The sequence below is a fragment of the Streptomyces sp. NPDC004539 genome (assembly GCF_040610055.1).
Lineage (GTDB): Bacteria > Actinomycetota > Actinomycetes > Streptomycetales > Streptomycetaceae > Streptomyces.
Genome location: NZ_JBEXLS010000027.1, coordinates 118,966 through 141,657 on the forward strand (window position 1 = coordinate 118,966; position 22,692 = coordinate 141,657).

The window sequence follows — 22,692 nt, forward strand, 5'->3', positions numbered from 1 at the left end:
CGTCGCCCGTCGCCCGTCGCCCGTCGCCCGTCGCCCGTCGCCCGTCGCCCGTCGCCCGTCGCCCGTCGCCCGTCGCCCGTCGCCCGTCGCCCGTCGCCGGGATTGTCCAGTCTACCGGTGGGAGGGCTGGTGTGTACGGCGTTTGCGCAGGTGGGGGCCGGTTTTCGGGGGTCCTGCGGGGCCGGGGACATGAGTCGATCGTAACCCTCGCGTGCGTGCCGGAAGATCGGGAAGGATGACCGCATGAGCGAATGGGGAGTCGCCCTGATAGCCGCCGGTTCGGCGGTCGCGGGCAGCATCGTCACCGGCTGGTACGCGCGCGGCGCCGGCATCCGCCAGGCCGAGGCCGCCCGCCACGCCGGTGAGCGGCAGGCCGACGCGCTCCTGGAATCCGTACGGATCACCGTCCGGGCGGAGGCCGGCCAGCGTGCGCTCGCCGAACGGCGGCGCGTCTACGCGGAGTTCCTCGCGGCGGTGGAGACGAGGGTCCTCACGGAGCGCTCGGGCGTGGGCGACCCCGGTGACCCCGCCCACTTCCAGCGCACCCTCGGCGCGGTCCTCCTCGAAGGGCCCCCGGAGGTGGTCGCCGCCGCCGAGGCGATCTCCGCGGCTCTGCGGCGGCATGCGTCGCCGGACGAGCTTCAGGGCGTGAAGGAGAGGTTCGTCGAGGTGGCGCGGGAGGCGTTGGGGGGTGGGGGCACGGCGACGGGGTGAGGGGGCGCGTGCGGCACATCGGGGCGGTGCGCGATCCGGAGAAACCGCGGCCGTGAGGGGCGGGGTGAGGGGCGCCGGGGGTGGTCGTTCCGGCTGAGGAGAGGGGGTGGTCAGGGGCCCGGTCGGCCAACTCGGGCAAAAACGAGGCAAAGCAAGCCGCTCGTTCGACAACGCGGTCCCGTGAGGCAACATCTTGGTGAACGGTGGGCGCCGGTGACGGTGGGGGCGCCTGCCCGGTGGTGGCCGTGGAGGACCGCGGCTGCCGGACACAGGGACGCCGACAGGGAGTGGAGCCGTAGTGGAGCCGAGGATCGCGGTCGCCGTGGTGACGATGGGAAACCGGCCGGACGAGGTCGACGCCCTGTTGGAGTCCGTGGCGAAGCAGAGCCTGGCGCCCGCGCGGATCGTGATCGTCGGGAACGGCTGCCGGCTGCCGGAGTTCACGGACCGGCTCGCTCTTCCGGGTGAGGTCACGCTCATCGAACTGGACGAGAACCTGGGCTGCCCGGGTGGCCGCAACGAGGCCCTGGCGAAGCTCCGGGAGTACGGCGACGTCGACGTCGTGGTCGATCTGGACGACGACGGTCTCCTCCCCGACCCCGACACCCTGCGCGGCGTCCGCGATCTGTACGCGGCGGACGACCGGCTCGGCATCGTCGGCTTCCGGATCGCGGACGAGAACGGCGAGACCGCGCGCCGGCACGTCCCGCGCCCGGGGCGGACGGACCCGATGGAGGGCGGTTACGTCACCGGATTCCTCGGCGGCGGCCACGCGCTCAGCATGCGGATGCTCGCGCAGACCGGCGACTGGCCCGCGGAGTTCTTCTTCGCCCACGAGGAGACCGACCTCGCGTGGCGGGCGACCGACGCGGGCTGGAAGATCCTGTACGCGCCCGAGCTGCTCCTCCAGCACCCCAAGACGTCCCCCGCGCGGCACGCGATCTACTACAGGGTCACCGCCCGCAACCGCGTCTGGCTCGTCCGCCGCAACCTCCCCCTCCCGCTGATCCCCCTCCACCTGGGCATCTGGATCGCGGTCACCCTCCTGCGCACCCGCTCGGTGGCGGGCCTGCGCGCCTGGTTCGCGGGGTTCGCCGAAGGGGTCCGGCAGTCGGGCGGACCCCGGCGGCCGATGCGCTGGCGGACGGTGTGGAAACTGACCCGCCTGGGCCGCCCGCCGATCATCTGAGACGCGGTCATTGTTCGAGGCTCGGTCACGTTTTGAGGCTTGGGCATTGTTTGAGGCTCGGTTAAAAATTTCACTTGGCGTCGGCATAACACTCCACCACCGCCGTAGTGAACGGAAACCGCACCGGCGTCTCCCCGAACGTCAGCCGCGCGGCCGTCTCCGACGCCTCACCGATCGCCCGGACGACCGCCTCGGCCTCCCCCTCCGGACAGTGCACGATCACCTCGTCGTGCTGGAAGAACACCAGCTCCGCCGCCATCCCCGCGCACGCCTGCCGCAGCGCGGCCAGCATCAGCAGCGCCCAGTCCGCCGCGCTGCCCTGCACGACGAAGTTCCGCGTGAACCGGCCCCTCGCGCGCGCGTTGCTCGACGCGTACCCCGGCACCCAGGCCGACGGCGACTCCTCGCCCTCCGGCGCGTCGACCGGGATGCCCGCCTCCTCGTCCGCGTCCCCCGAGGTCACCGCGGGCGGGCAGGTGCGGCCGAGCCAGGTCCGCACAAGCCGGCCCTCCTCGCCCGCGCGGGCCGCCTCGTCGACGTACTCCACCGCGCGCGGGAAGCGGCGGCGCAGGGCCGCGAGGTTCTTGAGGCCGTCGCCCGAGGTCTGGCCGTAGACCGCGCCGAGGACGGCGAGCTTGGCCTGGTCACGGTCGCCGGAGAACGCGCGGTCCGAGACGGCCTGGTAGAGGTCGCTCGCCCGGCCCGCGACCTCCATCAGCCCCGGGTCGCGGGAGATCGCGGCGAGGACCCTGGGCTCCATCTGGTCCGCGTCCGCCACGACCAGGCGCCAGCCGGGGTCCGCGACCACCGCGCGCCGGATCACCTTGGGGATCTGGAGGCCGCCCCCGCCGTTGGTCACCCAGCGGCCCGTGACGGTGCCGCCCGCGAGGAACTCCGGGCGGAAACGGCCGTCCCGGACCCAGTCCTGGAGCCAGCTCCAGCCGTGCGCCACCCAGATGCGGTACAGCTTCTTGTAGGCGATCAGGGGCTCCACCGCGGGGTGGTCGATGGTCTCGATCTCCCAGCGGCGGGTCGACTTCACCTTGATGCCGGCCTGCGCGAACGCCTTGACGACGTCGGCGGGGAGGTCGGGGCGGACGCGGCGGCCGAACGCGGTCGACACCTCGTCCGCGAGTTCGGCCAGGCGGCGGGGTTCGCCGCCGCCGGCGTACCGCTCGCCCAGCAGCTCCTGGAGGACCTCGCGGTGGACGTCCGCCCGCCACGGCAGTCCCGCCGCGTTCATCTCTCCGGCGACGAGCGTCCCCGCCGACTCCGCCGCCGTCAACAGGCGCATCCTCGCGGGGTGTTCGGCTCGCTCATGCCGCCGCAGCTGCTCGCCGTACACCTCCACGAGCTCCTCGATCGACAGCCTCGCGCGGGCGTCCCTCGGCTCGAACAGGGAGGGCTGGCCGCCGGGGTCGACCGCCCTCGTCGGCGGGTCGGGCGGGACGGCGGTGCCGCGCAGGCGGGCGAGGGCCGCCCAGGCGGAGCGGGGGGCGCCGAATCTTCCCTCGTGGCCCAGGAGGAGGTTCTCGGCGATCTCGATGTCGTAGCAGCGGTCCACCCGGGCGCCGGCGGTCACGAGCGGGGCGTACGTCTCCGCACTGCTCCGCCAGACCCACCTCCCGACCGTCCCCCTCTTCCTCACGGCCTCCACCGCGCTCGCCTCCCGCACGACGTCCCCCGCCAGCCCTCCGCCATCCCCGAGAGGCGCGACCTCCACACCTCCTCCCTCACTCGACACCATCGCCCATCGCTCGCTCATGTCCCGAGTGTGCCAGGGGGGACTGACAGCGGCCCTAATCGTGCGTAAGTTGGGCAAAAGGCTGTGAGCATTTCGGGCCGGAGGCCCGAGGCCGGTTCAGGGGGCGGGGAGTCAGGGGGGGCGTCAGTGCGTGTTGGGCGGGCGGGGGAGGGGGGCTGGGGTGGGGCTTTGATGCCGGGTGGGGGTTGTAGCGGGTTGGGTGGGGTGGGTGGGGTGGGTGTGGTGCTGGCTGCGGGTGGTCGGCGGGTTGGGCGGCGACGGTGGCCGTTGCGCGTGCTCTCTCGTGATTCGGCTCGCCGTCACTGATCGGGTTGTGCTGCGGACGGCCGGGCCCGGCGGCCCCCTCAGCGATCGGTCACCCAACGCCCGTCCATCGGCCAGGTCCCTGTCTCCACGACATGCCGCACGAGCCGGAGCGCCTCCTCGATGGGGACGGTGTCCTCGTCCGGGTACTCGTCGACCTGTCCGTTCGAGAGGGTGAAGCCGTCGCTGGTGCCCTCGGTGTCCGGGGTCACGGCGTGTTCGCCGGGGTCGTCGGGGCCTTCGAGGAGGACGACCATCGCGCGCTCGGTGTTCGTCACGAAGGCGAGGGAGCGGCCGGAGGAGCTGGTGAGCCACGTTTCGAGGTGCCCGAGGGCGATGCGCGAGCGGAGTGCCTCCGGGACTGCCTCGAAGGGGAGGGGGGCGGGGCTGTCGTCGGCGATCACCCAGGACTCGGTCACGGGTACGACGATCCCATGAGCGGATTCGGAGGGCGGGGGGCCTGGCGAGGTGACCCGCGCGGGAGCCGCGGTGAGGTGGCCGGGGCGGCGCGGTCGGCGTCGGAGGTGGCCAGGGTGGTGTGCCCCGAAGGTGACCCGGGCGCGGGGCGGCGGCAGATGTGCCGTCCGCCGCGAGTCCCGCCGGTGTTGGAGGCACCCGCGCGCGGGTCGACGACAACCCCGTACGCCTCCTGATCCGTGACAGCGGGGTCGGCGATCCCCTCGCCCCCTGATCCGCGACACCGGGCCGGCGATACCCCCGCTTCCCGATCCGCGCCGCCCGGCCGCCCGCTGCCCGACTGCCTGACCTGGACCCCCGCCCCGAACCAGCCCGCCCCGGAACGCCCCTCGGCCCCGGACCGCCCCCTCGGCCCCGGACCGCTCCTCGGCCCCGGACCAACCCCCCCTCACCCCTGCTTCTGAACCGTCACCGCCGCCAACACCTCCCGCACGAACTCCTCGACCCCCTCCTTCGTGAGGCCCAGCCCGCTCAGGACGCCCTCGCCGTTCTCCTGTTCCAGGAGGGCCAGGAGGAGGTGTTCGGTGCCGATGTAGTTGTGGCCGAGGCGGAGGGCCTCGCGGAAGGTGAGTTCGAGGGTCTTCTTGCCGGCGGGGCTGTAGGGGAGGGGGTCGGGGGAGGTGGCGGCCGGGGGGAGCGCGGCGAGGGCGGCGGTGCGGACGGCGTCCAGGGGGGCGCCCCGCGCGATGAGGGCCTTTGCCGCGATCCCCTCCGGTTCCGCGAGGAGGCCGAGGATGAGGTGTGCGGGGAGCGTCTCCGGGGAACCGGCGTTCTTGGCCTCCGTGTCGGCCGCGACGAGGACGTTCCGCGCGCGGGGTGTGAGGCGGCTGAAGTCGATCTCCGGGTCCCCGGAGTCCTTGAGGACGAACCGCTTCTGCGCGGCCTGCCGGGTGACCCCCATGCTGCGGCCGATGTCGGTCCAGGACGCGCCGGAGCGCCGCGCCTGGTCGACGAAGTGGCCGATCAGATGGTCGGCGACGTCCCCGAGGTGCTCCCCGGCGAGGACGGCGTCCTGGAGCTGGTCCAGCGGTGCGGGGTGGACCTTCTTGATGGCGCTGATGAGGTCGTCGAGGCGTACGGACGACGTGATGTGCTCGGACTGAGACATGCGTCAACCGTAGGTTGACACCCCTCGACCGTCAACCCCGAGTTGACAAAAACGACCCTCCACGCGTGCGTGCCCGATCAGCACCCCGAAACCCCCCTCCCGCGCGCGTGACACCATCACTCCGTGAGCCAGCCCCACCCCACGGTCGCCCGAGCCCTCAAGACGGCCCTGTACGACACCACCGACGCCACCCTCGACACCGCCGCCTCCCTCCTCGCCGCCGACCCCACCACGGACCCCGAACTCCAGGCCAAGGGCGAGGAGTTCACCGCGACGGCCTGGCGACGCGGCTGGCAGCCCGCCGACCTCGTCCGGCTCACCCGGCGCGACCTGGACGACCCTCACGTCCACCACCTCGCCGCCCTGATCCGCGCCCAGGCGAAGAACGACCGCGCGCGAGGCCCCCGCTGGCGCGCCCAGCTGGACGCCCTCCCCACGGACCCCCCGTCCCGCGCGGACCGCTTCACCCGGGCCACGGCCCTCCTGGAGCTGTACCGCCTCCTCCTGCGCCTGCCCACGCTGGAGCCCCTGGACGAACCCCGCAGGCCCGCGCGAGCCGGCACGGACCGCACGCTCACCCGTATCCGCGCGCTCCTCGCGAAGGCTGAGGCGACGACGTACCCGCAGGAGGCGGAGGCGCTCACCGCGAAGGCGCAGGAGCTGATGGCCCGCCACAGCGTGGACGAGGCCCTCCTGGACGCCGCCGCCCCGGCCCCGGACGCCCCCGGCGCCTGCCGGATCGGCGTCGAGCCGCCGTACGAGCAGGCCAAGGCGGTCCTCCTGGACGCGGTGGCCGACGCGAACCACTGCAAGGCCGTCTGGAACGAACCTTTCTGCTTTTCCACGGTCGTCGGCTTCGAGGCCGATCTGGAGGCGGTCGAGCTGCTCTACACCTCGCTGCTGATCCAGGCCCAGACGGCGATGACGCGTGCGGAGGCGGCGCAGCGGGCGGGTGGCCGCAAACGTACGAAAACGTTCCGGCAGTCCTTCCTCGCGGCCTACGCCCACCGCATGGGCACCCGCCTGACGGAGGCGACCCGCACCCAGCTCCCGGAGGACTACCTCCCCGTCCTCGCCACCCGCGACGTCGCCGTCACCCACACCATGGACCACCTCTTCCCCCACACCACGACCACCCGCCTCCGAGGCGTCACCGACGAGGCGGGCTGGGTGGAGGGCGCGGAGGCGGCCGACCGAGCGACCGTGGGCAACCGCCCCCGCTTGCCGGAACGCTGAACCCCGGCGCAGGCACACCACCGGGCCGAGCGAGCCGACCGAGCCGACCGGGCCGGTCCAGCCCCGGCCCCCGGTCACGGCCGCCGTCTTGTACCCGCGCCTTCGCACGGCCCCCGGTCGCGCGGCCCCGACCCCCGGCCCCGGCCGCGCCCAGCGCCCCCTCAGTCCCCAGCCTGCTGGAACCCGCTGACAGTCGCGTCCGGGGTCTTCTCGTCCTTGAGGACGACATCCCCGTACGACCAGTCGAACTCCTTGCCCGCCCCCTCGGCGAGCCCGAACTCCAGCTTCGTCGCCTTGATCGCCTTGTCGCCGTCGCCGCGGGTGTAGGTGATCGTGAAGGAGGCGGTCCCCTGCTCGGGCAGCGTCACCGCCTGGGCGACGGCCGCAGGGTCCTGCGGTACGGCGACGGCGGCGCCGTCCGCCTTCAGCTGGACCTTGGGGAAGCCGGCGAGGGAGCACTCCGCGCCGGTGTTGGTGATGGTGAAGGTGACGTTTCCGCTGTCCCCGGCACCCGGCGCCGCGTTGACGGCCCCGGCCTGCGTGTCCAGCTTGTCGACGGCGCAGGTCGACCCGCCCCCGGCGGACGCGGACGGCGTCGTACCGCTGTCGGCGCTCTTGTCGTCCGAGTCGTCACCGCCCCCGGAACACGCGGAGAGCAGAAGGGCCGCGGAGAGAGCGGCGACGCTGAGGCGGAGCGGAACGGCGCGCATGAACTGATCCCTAGGAACGAGTGACGATACCCAGGGGGATCATCCCCTACCCGAGAGCCCCGGTCGGCACACCGGACGGCAGTACGGCCCCGTCCGCCTTGGTGTAGGTCTCCTTGCCCACACTTCCCGTCCAGGTCACGACCAGTTTCTCCGCGTCTACGGAGTCGACCATCCCGGTCGTCCGGTCCTTCTTCCCGGCGAGGCATGTCAGATGGATCATCTGCATCCCGGCCTCCTCCCCGGCCGTCCCGTTGCACACGGTCCCACCGGTCGCGTACAGCGACGCCTTCCCGCCCTCGACCATCAGGACGACGGCCTGCCCGCCCCCGGTGCCGAGCCAGCTCCCGGCGAGCGGGGTGGCGGAGGCCGACGGCGACGCGGATGCACCTGCACTTGCAGACGCGCTTGCGGAGGCCGTCGTAGGGCTGGGCGAGGGCGAGGAGTCCCCCTCACCGCTGCACCCGGCCAGCACGACGACCCCCACCAGCACGCCAACCCCAGACAGCCCCACCGAACGCACGGCACACTCCAAGCGCTAGAAGCCCGAGAACGACGGCAAGCTACCAGCAGTGCCGCAGGCGGGACCCAAGCCCCGACTGTGAGTTCGCCCAGTTACCAGGAACTCTTGCGGACCCCCGGCAGATACCCCGCGTGCGCCTGCTCCCGCAGACTCACCCGGGACAGCCCGAACGCCCGGAAATACCCCCGGGGCCGCCCGTCCACCTGATCCCGGTTCCGCACCCGCGTCGCGCTCGCGTCCCGCGGCTGCCGTCCCAACTCCCGCTGGGCGGCGGCCCGTTCCTCCTCCGACGACGACGGCCGCCGGAGGATCTCCTTCAACTCGGCCCGCCGCTCGGCGTATCGGGCCACGATCTCCTGGCGCCGGTCGTTCGCCGCGATCTTGCTCTTTTTCGCCATCAGACCCGCACCCCCCGAGCCCGAATCCGGGCGACAGCGGCCTCGACCCCGATGGTGTCGACCGTCTTGATCCCCTTCGTGCTCAACCGCAGCCGCACGTACCGCCCTTCGCTGGGCAGCCAGTACCGCTTCGACTGGATGTTGGGGTCGAACCGCCGCGAAGTGCGCCGGTGCGAGTGCGAGATGCGATTCCCGAACCCCGGCTGCGCCCCGGTCAGCATGCAGTGCGCCGACATGAGTGACCTACCTCTCTCGATCGACTGTCGCTAATGGAATTCATTTTCAGTAAGATACCAGCATGGCACGCAACGAACTCCGCCCGGTCATCAAGCTCCGCTCCACGGCGGGGACCGGCTACACCTACGTGACCCGCAAGAACCGCCGCAACGACCCGGACCGTATGACCCTGCGCAAGTACGACCCGGTCGTCGGCCGCCACGTCGACTTCCGAGAGGAGCGCTAGAACCATGCGTAAGGGAATCCACCCGGCGTACGGGCCCGTCGTCTTCCGTGACCGTGCCGCGAACTACGCCTTCCTGACCCGCTCGACGATGACGAGCGAGAAGACGGTCGAGTGGGAGGACGGCCACACCTACCCGGTCGTGGACGTCGAGATCTCCAATGTCAGCCACCCCTTCTACACCGGCACGGCCCGCGTCCTGGACACGGCCGGCCGCGTCGAGCGCTTCGAGAAGCGGTACGGGAAGCGGGCCGGCGCGTGAGCCTGTCCGTCGTGATCGTCGGCGGGCTGCACACCGCGGCCCGCAGGGCGACGGTCGCCCAGCTCCTCGCGGACGTCCCGGGGAGCGTCGTCCTCCACCACGACCTCGCAACCGCCGTCGCCGGCACGGTCGTTCGTACGATCCACGACGCGACCGGCCTCCTCTCCGCCGGCGAGGCCCCCCTCTCCAACGACTGCGCCTGCTGCGCCCTGCGCGAGGACCTCGTCCCGGAACTCCGCCGCCTCGCGGACGCGGGGACGACGCCCCTGGCGATCGTCGAACTCTGGGACTCCGTCGAACCGAAGGCGATGGCGGAGGTCGTCGCGGCGGGCGGCCTGACCGTGACGGGCGTCATCACGGCCGTCGACCCCGCCCTCCTCCTCCCCTACCTCGGCAACGGCGACGACCTCGCGGAACGCGGCCTCGCCGCCGCCCCCACCGACCAGCGCACGGTCGCGGACACCTTCGCCCGCCAACTGGAGTACGCCCCCGTCCTGGCGATCCTCGACTCCCCCGAAGCCGACGACGAAGACCGCGAGTTGCTCACCCAACTCCACCCGACTGCCCGCCAGGTCCCCGTGTCGGGCGGCCACCTAGTAGGGGACCTGGCGGGCGCGGAAGAGCTGAGGCTGGGTCCGGAGGTGGAACTGGACTGGGACGCCTTGCTGTTGAACGCGGATGACACGAACGCCTTTAGGGGCGCGGGGAACTGCGCGAACGACCACAACGCACCCGCACCCGAAAACGCACCCCCCACCCCCCTCGCCCGCGCAGCCCTCGCCGGATTCGACGTGGAAGCCGCCGCAGCGGCCCAACACCCCGCCTGCGCCCTCCTCCCCGCGGAAGCCGACAACCACGGCGTCTCCACCTTCGTCTGGCACAGATCCCGCCCCTTCCACCCGGAGCGCCTGTACGACGCCCTGGAGGACCTGACCTGCGCGGCGGCCCGCAGCAGGGGCCGTTTCTGGCTGGCGGACAAGCCGGACGTCCTCCTCCACTGGGACGCCGCCGGCGGAGCCCTCTGCGTAGAGGCCGCAGGCCCCTGGCTCGCGTCCCTCCCCGACGCCGCCTGGGAGATGGTCCCGCCGGTCCGCAGGGCAGCCGCCGCGCTGGACTGGCACCCCGAACACGGCGACTGCTGCCAGCACTTGGTGTTCACCTCGCCCGGCCTGGACCGCGACGGCCTCGAACGCCTCCTGGAGCACTGCCTGTTGACGGACGCCGAGTACGCGGCGGGCCGCACCGCCTGGAAACACCTGCCCCCCGCCTTCGACACCCTCCTGGAGATCTGATGCCGCCCCGCAAGTTCGACCGCAAGCCCCCGAAGTCCCGCCCCAACCCGCTGGACCAGGCGAAGATCACGTACATCGACTACAAGGACACCGACCTGCTCCGGAAGTTCATCTCGGACCGCGGCAAGATCCGCAGCCGCCGGGTCACCCGCGTCACCGCGCAGCAGCAGCGCGCCCTGTCGAAGGCGATCAAGAACGCCCGCGAGATGGCCCTCCTGCCGTACGCGGCGTCGAAATAGCCTCCGGCACGACCGCCCAAGGGGCGGGCGGCTTACGGGAGTTGTCCCGTCGAGCCGCCCGCCCCTCGCGTCATTCCCGGGTACGACACCCCTGGCACCGGCGCCTGAACAGCCCCGTAACCCCTGCGCCGACCGCCCGACCCGGGCCCCCGGCAACGGCCGTACCCCGCGTCGGTCCACACAGCACCCGCACCACGTCCGCACCTCAACCGCACCCCTTTTCCCGGGTGCGGAGCCGTATGGTGCCGCAAGTGGACGCCCCCGGTCCGCCGGACGGACCCGATCCGGCCAACAACCGGACTGGACCAATCGGTTGAAGACAGGAACACCTGAACCGCCCCGTGCGTCTGTGTAGATGCACGGGCTTTCTGGCACGGGCTGTGTACGGGGGATCAAGTGGGCCGCGAGGGCCCTGGAACGCGCTCGGTAAAACGTGCGTCAAAACCTGTAACCGCGACGGCACGCCGCGTGCACGTGCATCTGCTCATGCACCTGCACATGAACGGAGTTATGATCCGGACAGTTGACCACTGCATCAATGGCCGCATGAGCCAGTGCACCACCAGGGAGCGACCTGTGGACCACGACGTTGACGGGGGACGCGGCATGTACAGCGGCATGGACGGCGGCGGGGGAGTGCACAACGGCATGGCGGCCACGCAGTTGCACGGGGTGGCCTGGCAGAAGAGCAGGCACAGCAACTCGCAGGGGAACTGCGTGGAGTTCGCGCGGCTGCCGGGCGGCGACGTCGCGGTACGCAACTCGCGCTTCCCGGACGGCCCGGCGCTGGTCTACACGCGCGCGGAGATCGAGGCCATGCTCCTCGGCGTCAAGGACGGCGAGTTCGACCACCTGATCGTGGGCTGAGCGCGGCCGTTCCGGACGAGAACGGCCGCCTCGGCAGACGACGGCCCCGTGACGCGCGTAGAACTCGCGCACCAGGGGCCGTACTCATGGAGCTGTCACTCGGTGGGTGTGCCGAGCCCGAACAGGGCCCACACCACCTTGCCGCCGAGCGCGCCGGCCAGCGGGTGCCAGCCCCAGCTGTCGGCGAAGGAGTCGACCAGGAAGAGTCCGCGGCCGGACTCCGCCGAGTAGTCGTCGGTCTCGCGCGCCTCCGGCGTCGTCCGCCCGGGATCGCGTACCGCGCACACGAGCCGCCCGGTCCACCGCATCAAGTGCAGCCGCACGGGCGGCTGGTGGTCGCCCGAGCCGTTCGACTCGGCCTGGGGGGACGGCAGTCCGTGCCGCAGGGCGTTGGTGACCAGTTCGGAGACGACGAGACAGATGTCGTCGAAACGGTCGCCGACGTCCCACTGTCCGAGGGTGCGCCGGGTGAACTGCCGTGCCTCGCGCACCGCTTCGAGGCGGGCGGGCAGCGCGCAGGACGCGGCGTTGGACACGGCCGCGGGGTCCAGTGGCGGAAGGCCCTGCCGTAATGGCTTGAGCATGGTCGATCCATTCGTCCCCATGCGAGGCACTCCCGGGAATTCGCGGTCGTTGCGATGCAGCGGTGGCGCGAGACCATGGTTTCGGATGCGACCGGCGGATGCAAGGGCAGATGCACGTGCACGTGACCGAAATGAGTCGCCCGTGGGGGTTCTTGGTCATTTTTTCCGCCAACTTCTCACACATCCCTCCTGCCAACCTTGCTTTCCCTCCCCTCTTCCCTTGCGGGGTCCCGTGCGTAAGCATTGGCTTCTTTCCGTCTCTGTAATCAGGTGAGTACTGCTCGGAGTGATTTAGTGGCAGACTTCGGCCCCTGGAGACGGTTGGGGAGGCTGGCGAACGTGAGCGCGGGAGAGCCCGGATCGGTGGTGCGACGCATGCTGCTCGGCTCGCAACTCAGGCGGCTGCGTGAGTCGCGCGGCATCACACGCGAGGCCGCGGGCTACTCGATCCGCGCCTCCGAGTCCAAGATCAGTCGGATGGAGCTGGGCCGGGTGAGCTTCAAGACGCGCGACGTCGAGGACCTGCTGACGCTGTACGGCATCACGGACGACACCGAGCGTGCCGCCCTCGTCGGCCTTGCCCGCGAGGCGAACGTCGCCGGGTGGTGGCACAGCTACTCCGACGTCCTGCCGTCCTGGTTCCCCACCTACGTCGGCCTCGAAGGCGCCGCCTCCCTGATCCGCTCCTACGAGGTCCAGTTCGTGCCCGGGCTCCTCCAGACCGAGGCGTACGCGCACGCCGTGGTCGCCCGCGGCATGAAGAACGCCTCCGTCGCCGACATCGACCGCCGGGTCGCGCTGCGCCTGGAGCGGCAGAAGTACCTCGTCTCCGAGAACCCGCCCGACGTCCACATCGTCCTGGACGAGGCCGGCCTGCGCCGCCCCTACGGCGACCGCGAGGTGATGCGCGGCCAGCTCCAGCACCTCATCGACTTCTCCGAACGGCCCAACATCCGCCTCCAGGTGATGCCGTTCAGCTACGGCGGGCACGCCGCGGAGTCCGGCGCCTTCAGCATCCTCAGCTTCCCGGAGTCCGACCTCTCGGACGTCGTCTACCTGGAGCAGCTCACCAGCGCCCTGTACCTCGACAAACGTGAGGACGTCGCGCAGTACGAGCAGGTTCTGCGAGAACTTCAGGACGACAGCCCGTCGCCCGCCGAGAGCCGGGACCTGCTGCGCGGACTGCTGCAACTCTCGTAACACGCATGTCAGTTGAACCTTTCGGCAACACCCTCCGTGCGATAGGGAAAACCCTATAAACACGGCGTGGTTGCTTGCCTGTTGAACAACGTCTACTCCAACGGCCCGCATTCGTCAGTACGATGACGTGTGATCAGCTTGAACGGCTGTTCGGAGACGGATCGCGGGGGTCTGCCTCCACTGCTTCGGCGGCAAGGGATTGGGGTCACATGTCGTCCTCCGACTTCACCGACCTGGCACGGCAGTTCATCGACGGCGAGTGGCGCACGGGCACCGGCTCGTGGGACATCATCGACGTCAATCCGTACGACGGTGTCAAGCTCGCGTCGATCACCATCGCGACGATCGACGAGGTCGATCAGGCGTACCGGGCGGCCGAGCGCGCGCAGCGCGAATGGGCCGTGACCAACCCCTACACCCGGCGTGACATCTTCGAACGCGTCCTGCGACTCGTCGAGGACCGCGAGCAGTTGATCACCGACTTCATCGTCTCCGAACTCGGCGGCACGCATCTCAAGGCCCGGTTCGAGATCGGCCTCGCGAAGGAATTCCTGCGCGAGGCCGCCCAGTTGACGCTTCGCCTCGAAGGCCGGCTGCTGCCGTCGCCCATCGAGGGCAAGGAGAACCGCCTCTACCGGGAGCCAGTTGGGGTCGTGGGCGTCATCAGCCCCTTCAACTTCCCCTTCCTGCTGTCGATCAAGCCGGTCGCCTCGGCGCTCGCCCTCGGCAACGCGGTGGTGCTGAAGCCGCATCAGGAGACGCCGATCGTCGGCGGCACGCTCATCGCCAAGTTCTTCGAGGACGCGGGGCTGCCGGCCGGGCTGCTCAACGTCGTCCTGACGGACATCGCCGAGATCGGTGACGCGTTCATCGAGCACCCCGTCCCCAAGGTCATCTCCTTCACCGGCTCCGACAAGATCGGCCGCCACATCGCGACCGTCTGCGCGGCTCAACTCAAGCGGACGGTCCTGGAGTTGGGCGGGAACAGCGCGCTCGTCGTGCTGGACGACGCGGACATCGACTACGCGGTGGACGCGGCGGTGTTCAGCCGGTACGTCGACCAGGGCCAGGTCTGCATGGCCGCGAACCGGGTGCTGGTCGACCGGTCGGTCGCCGCAGAGTTCACGGAGAAGTTCGTCGCGAAGGTGAAGACGCTCAAGACCGGTGACCCCAGTGACCCCCAGACGGTCATCGGTCCGGTCATCAACTCCCTTCAGGCGAACGCGGTGACGGCGGCGGTGGACCAGGCGGTGGCCGAGGGGGCGACGGTCCTGGTCCGGGGTGAGACCACCAACAACCTCGTGGAACCCTCGGTGTTGACGGACGTCCCGAGCCACTCGGCGCTCCTGCACAAGGAGATTTTCGGCCCCGTCGCGCTGCTGGTCCCCTTCGACGGGGAGGAGGAGGCGATCCGGATCGTCAACGACTCTCCGTACGGGCTGAGCGGCGCCGTCCACACGGCCGATGTCGAGCGGGGCGTGATGTTCGCCAAGCGCATCGACACGGGGATGTTCCACGTCAACGACGGCACGATCCACGACGAGCCGCTGATCCCCTTCGGCGGTGAGAAGCACTCCGGAATAGGCCGCCTCAACGGCGAACCGACCCTGGACGCGTTCACGACCCTGAAGTGGATCTCCGTCCAGCGGGGCCGGAGCAAGTTCCCCTTCTGACCGCTCAGTTGTCGTCGTCTTCGGGGGGTCCGGGAATCCGCTCCCCCCGACTCACGGCGATCCGGCACACGTCCGTCAACGCCTCGCCCATCCGCGCGACGAGAAACCTCAACTGGTCCGGCGTCGTCTTCTCGTCGTCCACCAGGTCCTCAGCGTGCTCCAACAGCCCGTCGGCCATGTCGAGTTGCGCGGCCTCGACACGGTCCGCCAGCCGCGAGACATACCCTGGCCTGCTGCCGGTGACGAGATAGCAGGGCTTGTTGTAGTCGTTGGCCCAGGGGAGGAGCCGGGGGCGGGGGGTGAGGTCGTCGGACATGGGGGCCTCGCTTTCTGTGGCGAACTGGTCACACTGTGCGGTCTGGAGGGCTAGCCTCGCCAGTCAAAAGGCGGTGACCTGTTTTCTGTCACGGAAGGGGGCGAATCCATGGATACGAAGACATACGGCCAGTGGATCAAGGAGCGCCGCGAGGAGCTGGGGCTGACGCAGCAGCAGGTGGCGGGCGAGGCCATCATGACCCGCACGCACATCGCGCACATCGAGGCGGGCCGGAGGGTCCCGTCGGACGAGGACGCGCGGCGCCTGGACCGGGTCCTCCGGATGCAGGGGGCGCTGATTCTCTTCCGGCCCGGACGGGAGGAGGAGGCGGTCGCCGACTACTTCAGCGCGGTACTGGTGCTGGAGCAACAGGCGGTGCAGATCCGGGAGTTCGGGTTGGCGTATTTTCCGGGGCTGTTGCAGACGGAGAGGTATGCGCGGGCGGTGCTGGGCGGAGCGTTCCCGCCGCTCGCTGAGGAGCGGCGTGACAAGCTCCTTGTCACACGCCTTGAGCGTGCCAGGCTGTTCGAGAACCCGACAACCCCGGTGTTCTGGGCGCTCCTCGACGAGACCCTGCTGCGGCGCCCGGTGGCCGGCGGGGACGTCATGGCGGAACAAATCAGGCACGTCGTGGATCTCGCGGAGGCTGAGCGGATTCGGGCCCACGTGCTGCCGTTCGCGGCAGGTCGGCACCCGCTGATGAGCAGCATGCTCGCGCTCATGTGGTTCGAGGACCAACCGCCGCTCGCGTACAGCGAAGGCGGTGTGTCCGGAAGGCTGCACGATTCCCCATCCGTGGTCCAGAAGTGGCAACATCGCTACGACCGCGCGTTGAGTGATGCGTTGCCGCTCAAGGAGTCACTGGCTCTGTTGAGGGCCACTGCAAGGGAGTACGACCACCGTGAATGACCGCACCTGGCGTAAGTCTTCGTACAGCGACGATCACGGCGGCAGCTGCCTCGAAGTCCTCGACGGTCACCCCACCTCCGTCCCCGTCCGCGACTCCAAAACCGCCCCCCACGCCCCCACCCTCCTCCTCACCCCCACCGCCTGGACCCCGTTCATCGAGGCCGTCAGGAACTCCTCGCTCCACCCCTGACCGCTTGCCCGTCGGCGCGATGTCCTACAGATTGACCCGCGGGACATACACGCGCTTCCGGTACGGCACCACCTGATACCAGAGCATGATCAGCCCGCTGGAGTACGTCCGCAGACGCAGCGGGTTCGGGTCGTCCGCGAGGAGCCCGTCCACCGTGAGGCCGGCCGCGGCGAGATCGGCGAGTGCGGAGGCCATGACGCGGACCGCCTCCTGATCCGGCTCCTTCATCTCACCGAGGACCCATTCCGCGCCGGGGTCGAATTCCCAGGCCCACCCGGTCGACTCGTCCTCGACGCCCTCACCGCGTACGTTCATGGGGTGGACCCGCCCAGCACCTCGCGGGAAGCGAGAGCGAGGACGGACGCGACGGTTTCCCGGGCCGCCCGGAACGCGTCGTTCGAAATGCTGGGGTCGGCCAGCGCTTTCTCCGCCGCCAGCAGCCGACGCGCCCGGTCAGGATGGCGGAGGATCGCGACGAGGGTGGCCCACTTCTCCAGGAAGAGCCGCATGGGAGTGGTGGAGGAGAGCTGCACGGCCTGGTCGAACGCCTGGCCCAGATCGCGGTCGAACTCAGGGAGTTTCGTCAGGTCCAGTTGCCGGACCGCCGCGCGGAGCGCCTCGCGGGTCATCGGAGGCTGGGGCAGCACAGCGACCGGCGGCTCTTCCTGCTGCGCACTCATGTGGTCGTACTCCTCAGGTGAGGCGGTTGGTGCCGGGTGGCCGTTGTTCCCCGACGGTACTCGTCCGGGCAGGCGATCGCAGACACATGCGCGGTCTCGGATCGGACGCTCATCGCGGACAGAACCTGACCTACATTCCCCGTACCGTCGAAGACGTCACCCCGACCCGCCCGACGAAAGGCAGTCCCATGGTCATGCACGTCCCCGCAGAGGCCCCCGGCGACGAGCGCGGTGCGCTGATCGCGTTTCTCGATGAGCAGCGTGGCGGTATCCGCAGGTCGGTGCTGGGGCTGACGGCGGAGCAGGCGGCGGCGAAGCCGAGTGCGAGTGAGCTGTCGCTCGGGGGGCTCGTGAAGCATGTCGCCGAGGTGGAGCAGAGCTGGATCGCGCGGGCGAAGGGGGAGGAGCCGGCCGTGCACAGGGAGTTCTCGAACTGGCACGAGTGTTTCGTGCTGGTGGGGGACGAGACCGTGGAGAGCCAGCTCGCCTACTGGGAGAAGGTCGCCGCCGAGACGGAGGCGTTCATCAGGGGCGCCGAGAGCCTCGACCAGACCTTCGCGCTGCCCGACCAGCCGTGGTTCCCGCCGGAGGGCCGCGTCTCGCTGCGGTGGGTGATGCTGCACCTGATCAGGGAGACCGCGCGGCACGCCGGGCACGCCGACGTCGTACGGGAATCGCTGGACGGGAAGACCGCGTTCGAGCTGGTCGAGCTCGCGGCGAAAAGCTGACCCCATAACCTGGACCGCATGTCAGCGATCCGCCTCCTCGTGCTGAACGCGGTGCGTCAGCACGGCCGGGCCCACGGCTACCAGGTCCGCGGCGACCTGGAGTACTGGGGCGCGCACGAGTGGTCCAACGCGAAACCCGGCTCGATCTACCACGCCCTGCGGCAGTTGGCGAAACAGGGCTTCCTGCACGAGCACGAGATCGCCCCCTCGACGGCCGGCGGCCCCCCGCGTACCGAGTACGAGATCACCGCCGCCGGCACCGAGGAGTACCTCCGCCTGCTCCGCGAGGCACTCACCTCGTACGACCAGAAGACGGACGTCAAATCCGCGGCGATCGGCGGGATGGTGGACCTCCCGAGGGCCGAGGTCGTCGCCCTCCTGGAGGAGCGCGTCCGGCGCATCGAGCGCTGGCGGACGTCCGTGACGGAGTACTACGTCCCCGAGGACGGCCCTGAACAGCTCGGTCACATCGGCGAGATCATGAACTCCTGGGTCCACGCGGCGGACGCCGAGGCCGCGTGGACGCGGGGGCTGATCGGCCGGATCGAGGGCGGCGCGTACACGTTCGCGGGGGAGGGCAAGCCGTTCGTGGGCGTGCTCGCCGAGGGCCAGGAGAACCCGTACGCGACGGGGGAGCGGCACCCGGGCGACAACCGCTGACCCGGCTGCGGCTCTTCACTGATCAAGTTTGACCAATCGCCCCGCGAGGGCTACCTTCGACCCCGCCAGCTAGTCAACTTTGACTAATAAGGGGAGCGCTCATGGCCGACCCAGCCATCACCGTCACCGAAGCCCGCAAGGCGTACGGCGGAAAACCCGCCCTCGACGGCCTCGACCTCACCGTCGCCCGAGGCCGCGTCCACGCGATCCTCGGCCCCAACGGCGCCGGCAAGACCACCCTCGTCCGCGTCCTCGCCACCCTCCTGCGCCCCGACTCCGGCCACGTCGAGGTCGCGGGCCACGACGTCGTACGACACCCCCGCGAGGTCCGCCGCCGCATCGGCCTCCTCGGTCAACACGCGGCTCTCGACGAGGAATTGGACGGCCGGCAGAACCTGGAGATGTTCGCCCGCCTGCACCACCTCGGCGCGCGCCGCGCCCGCGAACGCGCCGCCGAACTCCTCGCCCGCTTCGACCTCACCGACACCGGCCGCAAGCCCGTCCAGGCGTACAGCGGGGGCATGCGCCGCCGCCTCGACCTCGCCGCCTCGCTCGTCACCGAACCCGAGGTGCTCTACCTCGACGAGCCCACCACCGGCCTCGACCCCCGGGGCCGCTCCGAGGTCTGGGCCTCCGTCCGCTCCCTCGTCGACGCCGGCACGACCGTCCTCCTCACCACCCAGTACCTGGAGGAGGCCGACCAGCTCGCCCACCGCATCTCCGTCGTCGACACGGGCCGGGTCGTCGCGGAGGGCACCGCCGACGAGCTCAAGACGTCCACGGGAGGCGACCGGATCGACGTCGTCCTGCGCGACAGCAGTCGACTCGGCGACGCCGTCGCCCTGTTGCGGCTGCCCGGCCTCACCGTCGACGCGGACCGCCGGCTGCTCAGCGCCCCGGTGACCGACCGGATGGGCGCGCTCGCCGGGGTCGTACGCGTGCTGGAGGACGCCGGGATAGAGGCGGAGGACATCGCACTGCGCAGGCCGACGCTGGACGAGGTGTTCCTGCACATCACGGGTACGAAGACGGACGCGACGGGTACCGCCGCCGCGCACACGGAGGTCGCCGCGTGACCGGGTACGCCCTGACCGACTCCTGGACCATGACCCGCCGTGAACTCGCCCACTGGGCACGGCAACCCGGCCGGCTCGTCTCCGGGCTGCTCTTCCCGGTGATGCTGCTGCTGATGTTCGGCTATCTGATGGGCGGCGGGCGGGGGGTGACCGGCGACTACCTCGACTACCTCCTGCCCGGGATGCTCGCGCTGACCATGGCGTTCGGGCTGGAGAACACGATGGTCGCGGTGACCCGGGACCTCGAGAAGGGGGTCGTCGACCGGTTCCGCTCGCTGCCGATGGCCGACGGCGCCGTCCTCGTCGGGCGCGCGTGCGCCGACATGCTCAGCTCGGCGATCGGACTCGGCTGCCTCCTCGCCGTGGGCCTCGCGCTCGGCTGGCGCCCCGACACCACGCCCGTCGCCTTCCTCACCGCCCTCTCCCTCCTGCTCCTCTTCCGCTTCGCGATGCTCTGGATCGGCATCCACCTCGCCCTCGTCGCCGGCAAGCCCGAGATGGTCCAGGCCGTCCAGATCCTCGTCTGGCCCGTCGGCTTCCTCTCCAACGCCCTCGCCACCCCCGAGGCCATGCCCGGCTGGCTCGGCACGGTCGTCGACTGGAACCCCATGTCCCAGACGGCCACAGCGGTCCGCGACCTCTTCGGCGCCCCCGACGCGCACGCGGACCACCTCTGGACGGCCGTGGCGTGGCCGGTGGGCCTCCTCGCGGTGTTCTTCCCGCTGGCGGTACGGAGGTTCGGCCGACTGAGCGGGTGAGCCGCCGGTTCGGCGAGAGGGCGCGGCCTCAGTGGTGGAACCCGGTCGCCGCCTCCTTGTCCCACGTCAGGGGATGCGGCAGCCTCCGAAGCTCCGGCACCAGTCTGCTGAGGTCCTCGAAGAACAGCTCGGCGAGGTCCTGGGAGAAGCCGTTGCGGCAGACGACGCGCAGCACCGACAGGTCCTGCCGGTTGGCCGGAAACGTGTAGGCCGGCACCAGCCACCCGCTCTCCCGAAGCCGCCGGGACACGTCGAAGACGTCGTACGACGTGACGTGCTCGGCGGTCGTGAGGGCGAAGACCGGCAGTTCGTCCCCGCGTGTGAGGAGCCGGAAGTCCCCGAGTGACTCGATCCGCCCGGCGAGGCCCCGCGCGACGTCCCGCGTGGACTGCTGGACCGCGCGGTAACCGTCCCGCCCGAGCCGCAGGAACGAGTAGTACTGGGCGACGACCTGCGCGCCGGGGCGGGAGAAGTTCAGCGCGAACGTCGGCATGTCACCGCCCAGGTAGTTCACCCGGAACACCAGCTCCTCCGGCAGCGCCTCCTTGTCCCGCCACAGCGCCCACCCCACCCCCGGGTACACCAGCCCGTACTTGTGCCCGGAGGTGTTGATCGACGCCACCCGGGGCAGCCGGAAGTCCCACACCAGGTCCTCGTCGAGGAACGGCGCGACCATGCCGCCCGACGCCCCGTCGACATGCACCGGCACATCGAGGCCGGTCCGCTCCTGCAACGCGTCCAGCGCCGCGCACAGCTCCGCGATCGGCTCGTACGAACCGTCGAACGTCGAGCCCAGGATGCCGACGACCCCGATCGTGTTCTCGTCGCACAGCTCGGCCGCCGCCTGCGGGTCCAGATGGAACCGGTCCCCCTCCATCGGCACCTGCCGCGCCTCCACCTCCCAGAAGTTGCAGAACTTCTCCCAGCAGACCTGGACGTTGACCCCCATGACGAGATTCGGCCGCGCCGACCCCGGATAGCGGTCCGCGTTGCGCGCCGCCCAACGCCGCTTGAGCGCCATCCCGGCGAGCATGCACGCCTCGCTCGACCCGGTCGTCGAACAGCCGACGGCGGCGGAGGGGTCCGGCGCGTTCCACAGGTCCGCCAGCATCGCCACGCAGCGGCGCTCCAGCTCCGCCGTCCGCGGGTACTCGTCCTTGTCGATCATGTTCTTGTCGCGGCACTCGGCCATCAGGGCCGTCGCCTGGGGCTCCATCCACGTCGTCACGAACGTGGCCAGATTCAGGCGGGAGTTGCCGTCCAGCATCAGCTCGTCGTGCACCAGCTGGTACGCCGTCGAGGGGGCCGTCGGGCCGTCGGCGAGCCGGTGTTTCGGGGGCGCCTCGGTCATCCCGCCGACCGGATCGGCCTCCCCGAAGAACGGGTTCACCGACAACGGCCGCTCCTCGTGCTTCCCCGGGCCCTCATGCAACGCCATGACCGCCTCCCACCTGCTCGTCTGCTCTGTGAACGTTCATCCCGAATGCCTGGTTCCCGAAAAGAGACTTGAACCTCACGCAACGTGAGGAGTCACAGTGAATCCCGACCGAGAGAGACAGGAGCCGGACGTGCACCACTCCGTGGGACAGGTGGCCGGGTTCGCGGGCGTCACCGTCCGCACCCTCCACCACTACGACGCGATCGGCATCCTGCCGCCGAGCGCCCGCACCCCCACCGGCCACCGCCGCTACACCGACGCCGACCTCGACCGGCTCCAGCGGCTCCTGTTCTACCGGGAGCTCGGTTTCCCCCTCGACGAGATCGCCACCCTCCTCGACGACCCCGACACCGACCCCGCCGACCATCTCCGCCGCCAGCGCGATCTGCTGGCCGCGCGCATCGACCGGCTCCAGAAAATGGCCGCCGCCGTCCGACACGCCCTGGAGGCACGCATGACAGGCATCGATCTCACCCCCGAGGAACGCTTCGAGGTCTTCGGCGACAAGGACCCCGACCGGTACGCCGACGAGGCCGCCCGGCGCTGGGGCGGCACCGACACGTACGCCGAGAGCGCGCGCCGTACGTCCCGCTACACCAAGGAGGACTGGCAGCGCATCAAGTCCGAGACCGACGCCTGGGAGGCCCGCTACGCCGCCCTGGTCGCCGCGGGGACGGGCCCCGAGAGCGACGCGGCGACGGCGCTGGCCGAGGAGCACCGGCGGCACATCGGTGCCTGGTACTTCGACTGTCCCTACGAGCTGCATGTCTGTTTCGCGGACATGTACGTCTCCGACGAGCGGTTCAGGGCGTACTACGACGGGATGGGGGAAGGGGTGGCGGAGCACCTGCGGGCGGCGATCAGGGCGAACGCGGGACGGCACGCCGAGTAGCGCGGGGGGTTCTGTGCGCGGGCGGCTGCGGGTGCGTCGTGGCCGTTC

At 70.7% G+C, this 22,692-nt stretch carries 29 protein-coding genes; 17 read left to right on the plus strand and 12 right to left on the minus strand.

Annotation, left to right across the window (positions count from 1 at the left end; translation table 11 throughout):
* Nucleotides 1–243 precede the first annotated feature (243 nt).
* Both ABZX85_RS39860 and ABZX85_RS39865 read left to right on the plus strand, forming a co-directional pair.
* Nucleotides 244–714, plus strand: a complete 471-nt coding sequence (locus ABZX85_RS39860) for a hypothetical protein (protein ID WP_355880506.1) — start codon at nt 244–246, stop codon at nt 712–714.
* Between the two features lie 298 nt (nt 715–1,012).
* Nucleotides 1,013–1,903, plus strand: coding sequence for a glycosyltransferase (locus ABZX85_RS39865; RefSeq protein ID WP_355880509.1), 891 nt, complete (start codon nt 1,013–1,015; stop codon nt 1,901–1,903).
* 70 nt (nt 1,904–1,973) lie between these two features.
* Here the strand turns inward: ABZX85_RS39865 and ABZX85_RS39870 are convergent, their stop codons facing one another.
* From ABZX85_RS39870 to ABZX85_RS39880, 3 genes are all read right to left on the minus strand, one after another.
* A complete protein-coding gene (locus ABZX85_RS39870) occupies nt 1,974–3,668 on the minus strand; it encodes a bifunctional 3'-5' exonuclease/DNA polymerase (protein ID WP_355880511.1) in 1,695 nt (564 codons plus the stop codon).
* A gap of 344 nt (nt 3,669–4,012) precedes the next feature.
* Nucleotides 4,013–4,390: a hypothetical protein gene (locus ABZX85_RS39875; RefSeq protein ID WP_355880514.1), complete on the minus strand. Its 378-nt coding sequence runs from the start codon at nt 4,388–4,390 to the stop codon at nt 4,013–4,015.
* A gap of 446 nt (nt 4,391–4,836) precedes the next feature.
* Nucleotides 4,837–5,556 carry a Clp protease N-terminal domain-containing protein gene (locus ABZX85_RS39880; RefSeq protein WP_355880517.1) on the minus strand — a complete coding sequence of 240 codons (720 nt, stop codon included), beginning with the start codon at nt 5,554–5,556 and terminating at the stop codon, nt 4,837–4,839.
* Between the two features lie 123 nt (nt 5,557–5,679).
* Here ABZX85_RS39880 and ABZX85_RS39885 point away from each other — a divergent pair, with 123 nt between their 5' ends.
* Nucleotides 5,680–6,792: a DUF2786 domain-containing protein gene (locus ABZX85_RS39885; protein ID WP_355880520.1), complete on the plus strand. Its 1,113-nt coding sequence runs from the start codon at nt 5,680–5,682 to the stop codon at nt 6,790–6,792.
* A 161-nt stretch (nt 6,793–6,953) separates the two neighbouring features.
* Here ABZX85_RS39885 and ABZX85_RS39890 read toward each other — a convergent pair whose 3' ends face one another.
* From ABZX85_RS39890 to rpmB, 4 genes are all read right to left on the minus strand, one after another.
* Nucleotides 6,954–7,502, minus strand: a complete 549-nt coding sequence (locus ABZX85_RS39890) for a DUF4232 domain-containing protein (RefSeq protein WP_355880522.1) — start codon at nt 7,500–7,502, stop codon at nt 6,954–6,956.
* Between the two features lie 46 nt (nt 7,503–7,548).
* A complete protein-coding gene (locus ABZX85_RS39895; protein WP_355880525.1) occupies nt 7,549–7,992 on the minus strand; it encodes a hypothetical protein in 444 nt (147 codons plus the stop codon).
* Between the two features lie 122 nt (nt 7,993–8,114).
* Nucleotides 8,115–8,420: a 30S ribosomal protein S14 gene (rpsN, locus tag ABZX85_RS39900; protein WP_355880527.1), complete on the minus strand. Its 306-nt coding sequence runs from the start codon at nt 8,418–8,420 to the stop codon at nt 8,115–8,117.
* Nucleotides 8,420–8,656: a 50S ribosomal protein L28 gene (gene rpmB, locus ABZX85_RS39905; RefSeq protein WP_055721790.1), complete on the minus strand. Its 237-nt coding sequence runs from the start codon at nt 8,654–8,656 to the stop codon at nt 8,420–8,422. The genes rpsN and rpmB overlap by 1 nt, the downstream gene beginning before the upstream one ends.
* A gap of 62 nt (nt 8,657–8,718) precedes the next feature.
* Between rpmB and rpmG the strand changes: the two genes are divergently transcribed.
* The 5 genes from rpmG to ABZX85_RS39930 all read left to right on the plus strand — a co-directional run bounded on the left by rpmG (nt 8,719) and on the right by ABZX85_RS39930 (nt 11,540).
* Nucleotides 8,719–8,883 carry a 50S ribosomal protein L33 gene (gene rpmG / locus ABZX85_RS39910; RefSeq protein WP_003999141.1) on the plus strand — a complete coding sequence of 55 codons (165 nt, stop codon included), beginning with the start codon at nt 8,719–8,721 and terminating at the stop codon, nt 8,881–8,883.
* A 4-nt stretch (nt 8,884–8,887) separates the two neighbouring features.
* Nucleotides 8,888–9,142 (plus strand): type B 50S ribosomal protein L31, encoded by a 255-nt coding sequence (locus ABZX85_RS39915; protein WP_355880531.1) that lies wholly within the window; start codon nt 8,888–8,890, stop codon nt 9,140–9,142.
* Nucleotides 9,139–10,434, plus strand: coding sequence for a GTP-binding protein (locus tag ABZX85_RS39920; RefSeq protein WP_355880533.1), 1,296 nt, complete (start codon nt 9,139–9,141; stop codon nt 10,432–10,434). The genes ABZX85_RS39915 and ABZX85_RS39920 overlap by 4 nt, the downstream gene beginning before the upstream one ends.
* A complete protein-coding gene (rpsR, locus tag ABZX85_RS39925) occupies nt 10,434–10,673 on the plus strand; it encodes a 30S ribosomal protein S18 (RefSeq protein WP_355880535.1) in 240 nt (79 codons plus the stop codon). The genes ABZX85_RS39920 and rpsR overlap by 1 nt, the downstream gene beginning before the upstream one ends.
* 606 nt (nt 10,674–11,279) lie before the next feature.
* A complete protein-coding gene (locus ABZX85_RS39930) occupies nt 11,280–11,540 on the plus strand; it encodes a DUF397 domain-containing protein (RefSeq protein ID WP_355880619.1) in 261 nt (86 codons plus the stop codon).
* Nucleotides 11,541–11,635: 95 nt separating this feature from the next.
* On the opposite strand, the gene ABZX85_RS39935 is transcribed toward ABZX85_RS39930, so the two are convergent.
* A complete protein-coding gene (locus ABZX85_RS39935) occupies nt 11,636–12,124 on the minus strand; it encodes an ATP-binding protein (protein ID WP_355880538.1) in 489 nt (162 codons plus the stop codon).
* A 375-nt stretch (nt 12,125–12,499) separates the two neighbouring features.
* Here ABZX85_RS39935 and ABZX85_RS39940 point away from each other — a divergent pair, with 375 nt between their 5' ends.
* Both ABZX85_RS39940 and ABZX85_RS39945 read left to right on the plus strand, forming a co-directional pair.
* Complete coding sequence (locus ABZX85_RS39940; RefSeq protein WP_355880621.1) at nt 12,500–13,324, plus strand: helix-turn-helix transcriptional regulator; 825 nt, start codon at nt 12,500–12,502, stop codon at nt 13,322–13,324.
* A gap of 209 nt (nt 13,325–13,533) precedes the next feature.
* A complete protein-coding gene (locus ABZX85_RS39945) occupies nt 13,534–14,997 on the plus strand; it encodes an aldehyde dehydrogenase family protein (RefSeq protein ID WP_355880541.1) in 1,464 nt (487 codons plus the stop codon).
* Between the two features lie 4 nt (nt 14,998–15,001).
* Here the strand turns inward: ABZX85_RS39945 and ABZX85_RS39950 are convergent, their stop codons facing one another.
* Nucleotides 15,002–15,313 carry a hypothetical protein gene (locus tag ABZX85_RS39950; protein ID WP_355880543.1) on the minus strand — a complete coding sequence of 104 codons (312 nt, stop codon included), beginning with the start codon at nt 15,311–15,313 and terminating at the stop codon, nt 15,002–15,004.
* A gap of 108 nt (nt 15,314–15,421) precedes the next feature.
* Here ABZX85_RS39950 and ABZX85_RS39955 point away from each other — a divergent pair, with 108 nt between their 5' ends.
* Together ABZX85_RS39955 and ABZX85_RS39960 are read left to right on the plus strand one after the other, a co-directional pair.
* On the plus strand, nt 15,422–16,222 hold the full coding sequence (locus ABZX85_RS39955) for a helix-turn-helix transcriptional regulator (RefSeq protein WP_355880545.1): 801 nt from the start codon (nt 15,422–15,424) through the stop codon (nt 16,220–16,222).
* Complete coding sequence (locus ABZX85_RS39960) at nt 16,215–16,412, plus strand: DUF397 domain-containing protein (RefSeq protein WP_355880547.1); 198 nt, start codon at nt 16,215–16,217, stop codon at nt 16,410–16,412. The genes ABZX85_RS39955 and ABZX85_RS39960 overlap by 8 nt, the downstream gene beginning before the upstream one ends.
* Nucleotides 16,413–16,436: 24 nt before the next feature.
* On the opposite strand, the gene ABZX85_RS39965 is transcribed toward ABZX85_RS39960, so the two are convergent.
* Together ABZX85_RS39965 and ABZX85_RS39970 are read right to left on the minus strand one after the other, a co-directional pair.
* On the minus strand, nt 16,437–16,727 hold the full coding sequence (locus ABZX85_RS39965; protein WP_355880550.1) for a hypothetical protein: 291 nt from the start codon (nt 16,725–16,727) through the stop codon (nt 16,437–16,439).
* On the minus strand, nt 16,724–17,092 hold the full coding sequence (locus ABZX85_RS39970; protein WP_355880552.1) for a DUF6247 family protein: 369 nt from the start codon (nt 17,090–17,092) through the stop codon (nt 16,724–16,726). The genes ABZX85_RS39965 and ABZX85_RS39970 overlap by 4 nt, the downstream gene beginning before the upstream one ends.
* Nucleotides 17,093–17,280: 188 nt before the next feature.
* Here ABZX85_RS39970 and ABZX85_RS39975 point away from each other — a divergent pair, with 188 nt between their 5' ends.
* The 4 genes from ABZX85_RS39975 (at nt 17,281) to ABZX85_RS39990 (ending at nt 20,314) form a co-directional block, all read left to right on the plus strand.
* Nucleotides 17,281–17,820: a DinB family protein gene (locus ABZX85_RS39975; RefSeq protein WP_355880555.1), complete on the plus strand. Its 540-nt coding sequence runs from the start codon at nt 17,281–17,283 to the stop codon at nt 17,818–17,820.
* An 18-nt stretch (nt 17,821–17,838) separates the two neighbouring features.
* On the plus strand, nt 17,839–18,480 hold the full coding sequence (locus ABZX85_RS39980) for a PadR family transcriptional regulator (protein WP_355880558.1): 642 nt from the start codon (nt 17,839–17,841) through the stop codon (nt 18,478–18,480).
* Nucleotides 18,481–18,581: 101 nt separating this feature from the next.
* On the plus strand, nt 18,582–19,556 hold the full coding sequence (locus ABZX85_RS39985; RefSeq protein WP_355880561.1) for an ATP-binding cassette domain-containing protein: 975 nt from the start codon (nt 18,582–18,584) through the stop codon (nt 19,554–19,556).
* On the plus strand, nt 19,553–20,314 hold the full coding sequence (locus ABZX85_RS39990; protein WP_355880564.1) for an ABC transporter permease: 762 nt from the start codon (nt 19,553–19,555) through the stop codon (nt 20,312–20,314). Before ABZX85_RS39985 ends, ABZX85_RS39990 begins: the two co-directional genes overlap by 4 nt.
* Nucleotides 20,315–20,342: 28 nt before the next feature.
* Here the strand turns inward: ABZX85_RS39990 and ABZX85_RS39995 are convergent, their stop codons facing one another.
* Nucleotides 20,343–21,752, minus strand: a complete 1,410-nt coding sequence (locus tag ABZX85_RS39995) for a glutamate decarboxylase (protein ID WP_355880567.1) — start codon at nt 21,750–21,752, stop codon at nt 20,343–20,345.
* 130 nt (nt 21,753–21,882) lie between these two features.
* Here ABZX85_RS39995 and ABZX85_RS40000 point away from each other — a divergent pair, with 130 nt between their 5' ends.
* Nucleotides 21,883–22,644 carry a MerR family transcriptional regulator gene (locus ABZX85_RS40000; protein ID WP_355880569.1) on the plus strand — a complete coding sequence of 254 codons (762 nt, stop codon included), beginning with the start codon at nt 21,883–21,885 and terminating at the stop codon, nt 22,642–22,644.
* The last annotated feature ends 48 nt before the right edge of the window (nt 22,645–22,692 follow it).

Coding starts and splice junctions, on each gene's coding strand:
- ABZX85_RS39985 (WP_355880561.1), top strand. CDS start 18,582: ATGGCCGACCCAGCCATCACCGTCACCGAAGCCCGCAAGGCGTACGGC.
- rpsR (WP_355880535.1), top strand. CDS start 10,434: ATGCCGCCCCGCAAGTTCGACCGCAAGCCCCCGAAGTCCCGCCCCAAC.
- ABZX85_RS39915 (WP_355880531.1), top strand. CDS start 8,888: ATGCGTAAGGGAATCCACCCGGCGTACGGGCCCGTCGTCTTCCGTGAC.
- ABZX85_RS39980 (WP_355880558.1), top strand. CDS start 17,839: ATGTCAGCGATCCGCCTCCTCGTGCTGAACGCGGTGCGTCAGCACGGC.
- ABZX85_RS39930 (WP_355880619.1), top strand. CDS start 11,280: ATGTACAGCGGCATGGACGGCGGCGGGGGAGTGCACAACGGCATGGCG.
- ABZX85_RS39970 (WP_355880552.1), bottom strand. CDS start 17,092: ATGAGTGCGCAGCAGGAAGAGCCGCCGGTCGCTGTGCTGCCCCAGCCT.
- ABZX85_RS39870 (WP_355880511.1), bottom strand. CDS start 3,668: ATGAGCGAGCGATGGGCGATGGTGTCGAGTGAGGGAGGAGGTGTGGAG.
- ABZX85_RS39965 (WP_355880550.1), bottom strand. CDS start 16,727: ATGAACGTACGCGGTGAGGGCGTCGAGGACGAGTCGACCGGGTGGGCC.
- ABZX85_RS39860 (WP_355880506.1), top strand. CDS start 244: ATGAGCGAATGGGGAGTCGCCCTGATAGCCGCCGGTTCGGCGGTCGCG.
- ABZX85_RS39880 (WP_355880517.1), bottom strand. CDS start 5,556: ATGTCTCAGTCCGAGCACATCACGTCGTCCGTACGCCTCGACGACCTC.
- ABZX85_RS39945 (WP_355880541.1), top strand. CDS start 13,534: ATGTCGTCCTCCGACTTCACCGACCTGGCACGGCAGTTCATCGACGGC.
- ABZX85_RS39975 (WP_355880555.1), top strand. CDS start 17,281: ATGGTCATGCACGTCCCCGCAGAGGCCCCCGGCGACGAGCGCGGTGCG.
- rpmG (WP_003999141.1), top strand. CDS start 8,719: ATGGCACGCAACGAACTCCGCCCGGTCATCAAGCTCCGCTCCACGGCG.
- ABZX85_RS39935 (WP_355880538.1), bottom strand. CDS start 12,124: ATGCTCAAGCCATTACGGCAGGGCCTTCCGCCACTGGACCCCGCGGCC.
- rpmB (WP_055721790.1), bottom strand. CDS start 8,656: ATGTCGGCGCACTGCATGCTGACCGGGGCGCAGCCGGGGTTCGGGAAT.
- ABZX85_RS39950 (WP_355880543.1), bottom strand. CDS start 15,313: ATGTCCGACGACCTCACCCCCCGCCCCCGGCTCCTCCCCTGGGCCAAC.
- ABZX85_RS39940 (WP_355880621.1), top strand. CDS start 12,500: ATGCTGCTCGGCTCGCAACTCAGGCGGCTGCGTGAGTCGCGCGGCATC.
- ABZX85_RS39955 (WP_355880545.1), top strand. CDS start 15,422: ATGGATACGAAGACATACGGCCAGTGGATCAAGGAGCGCCGCGAGGAG.
- rpsN (WP_355880527.1), bottom strand. CDS start 8,420: ATGGCGAAAAAGAGCAAGATCGCGGCGAACGACCGGCGCCAGGAGATC.
- ABZX85_RS39890 (WP_355880522.1), bottom strand. CDS start 7,502: ATGCGCGCCGTTCCGCTCCGCCTCAGCGTCGCCGCTCTCTCCGCGGCC.
- ABZX85_RS39995 (WP_355880567.1), bottom strand. CDS start 21,752: ATGGCGTTGCATGAGGGCCCGGGGAAGCACGAGGAGCGGCCGTTGTCG.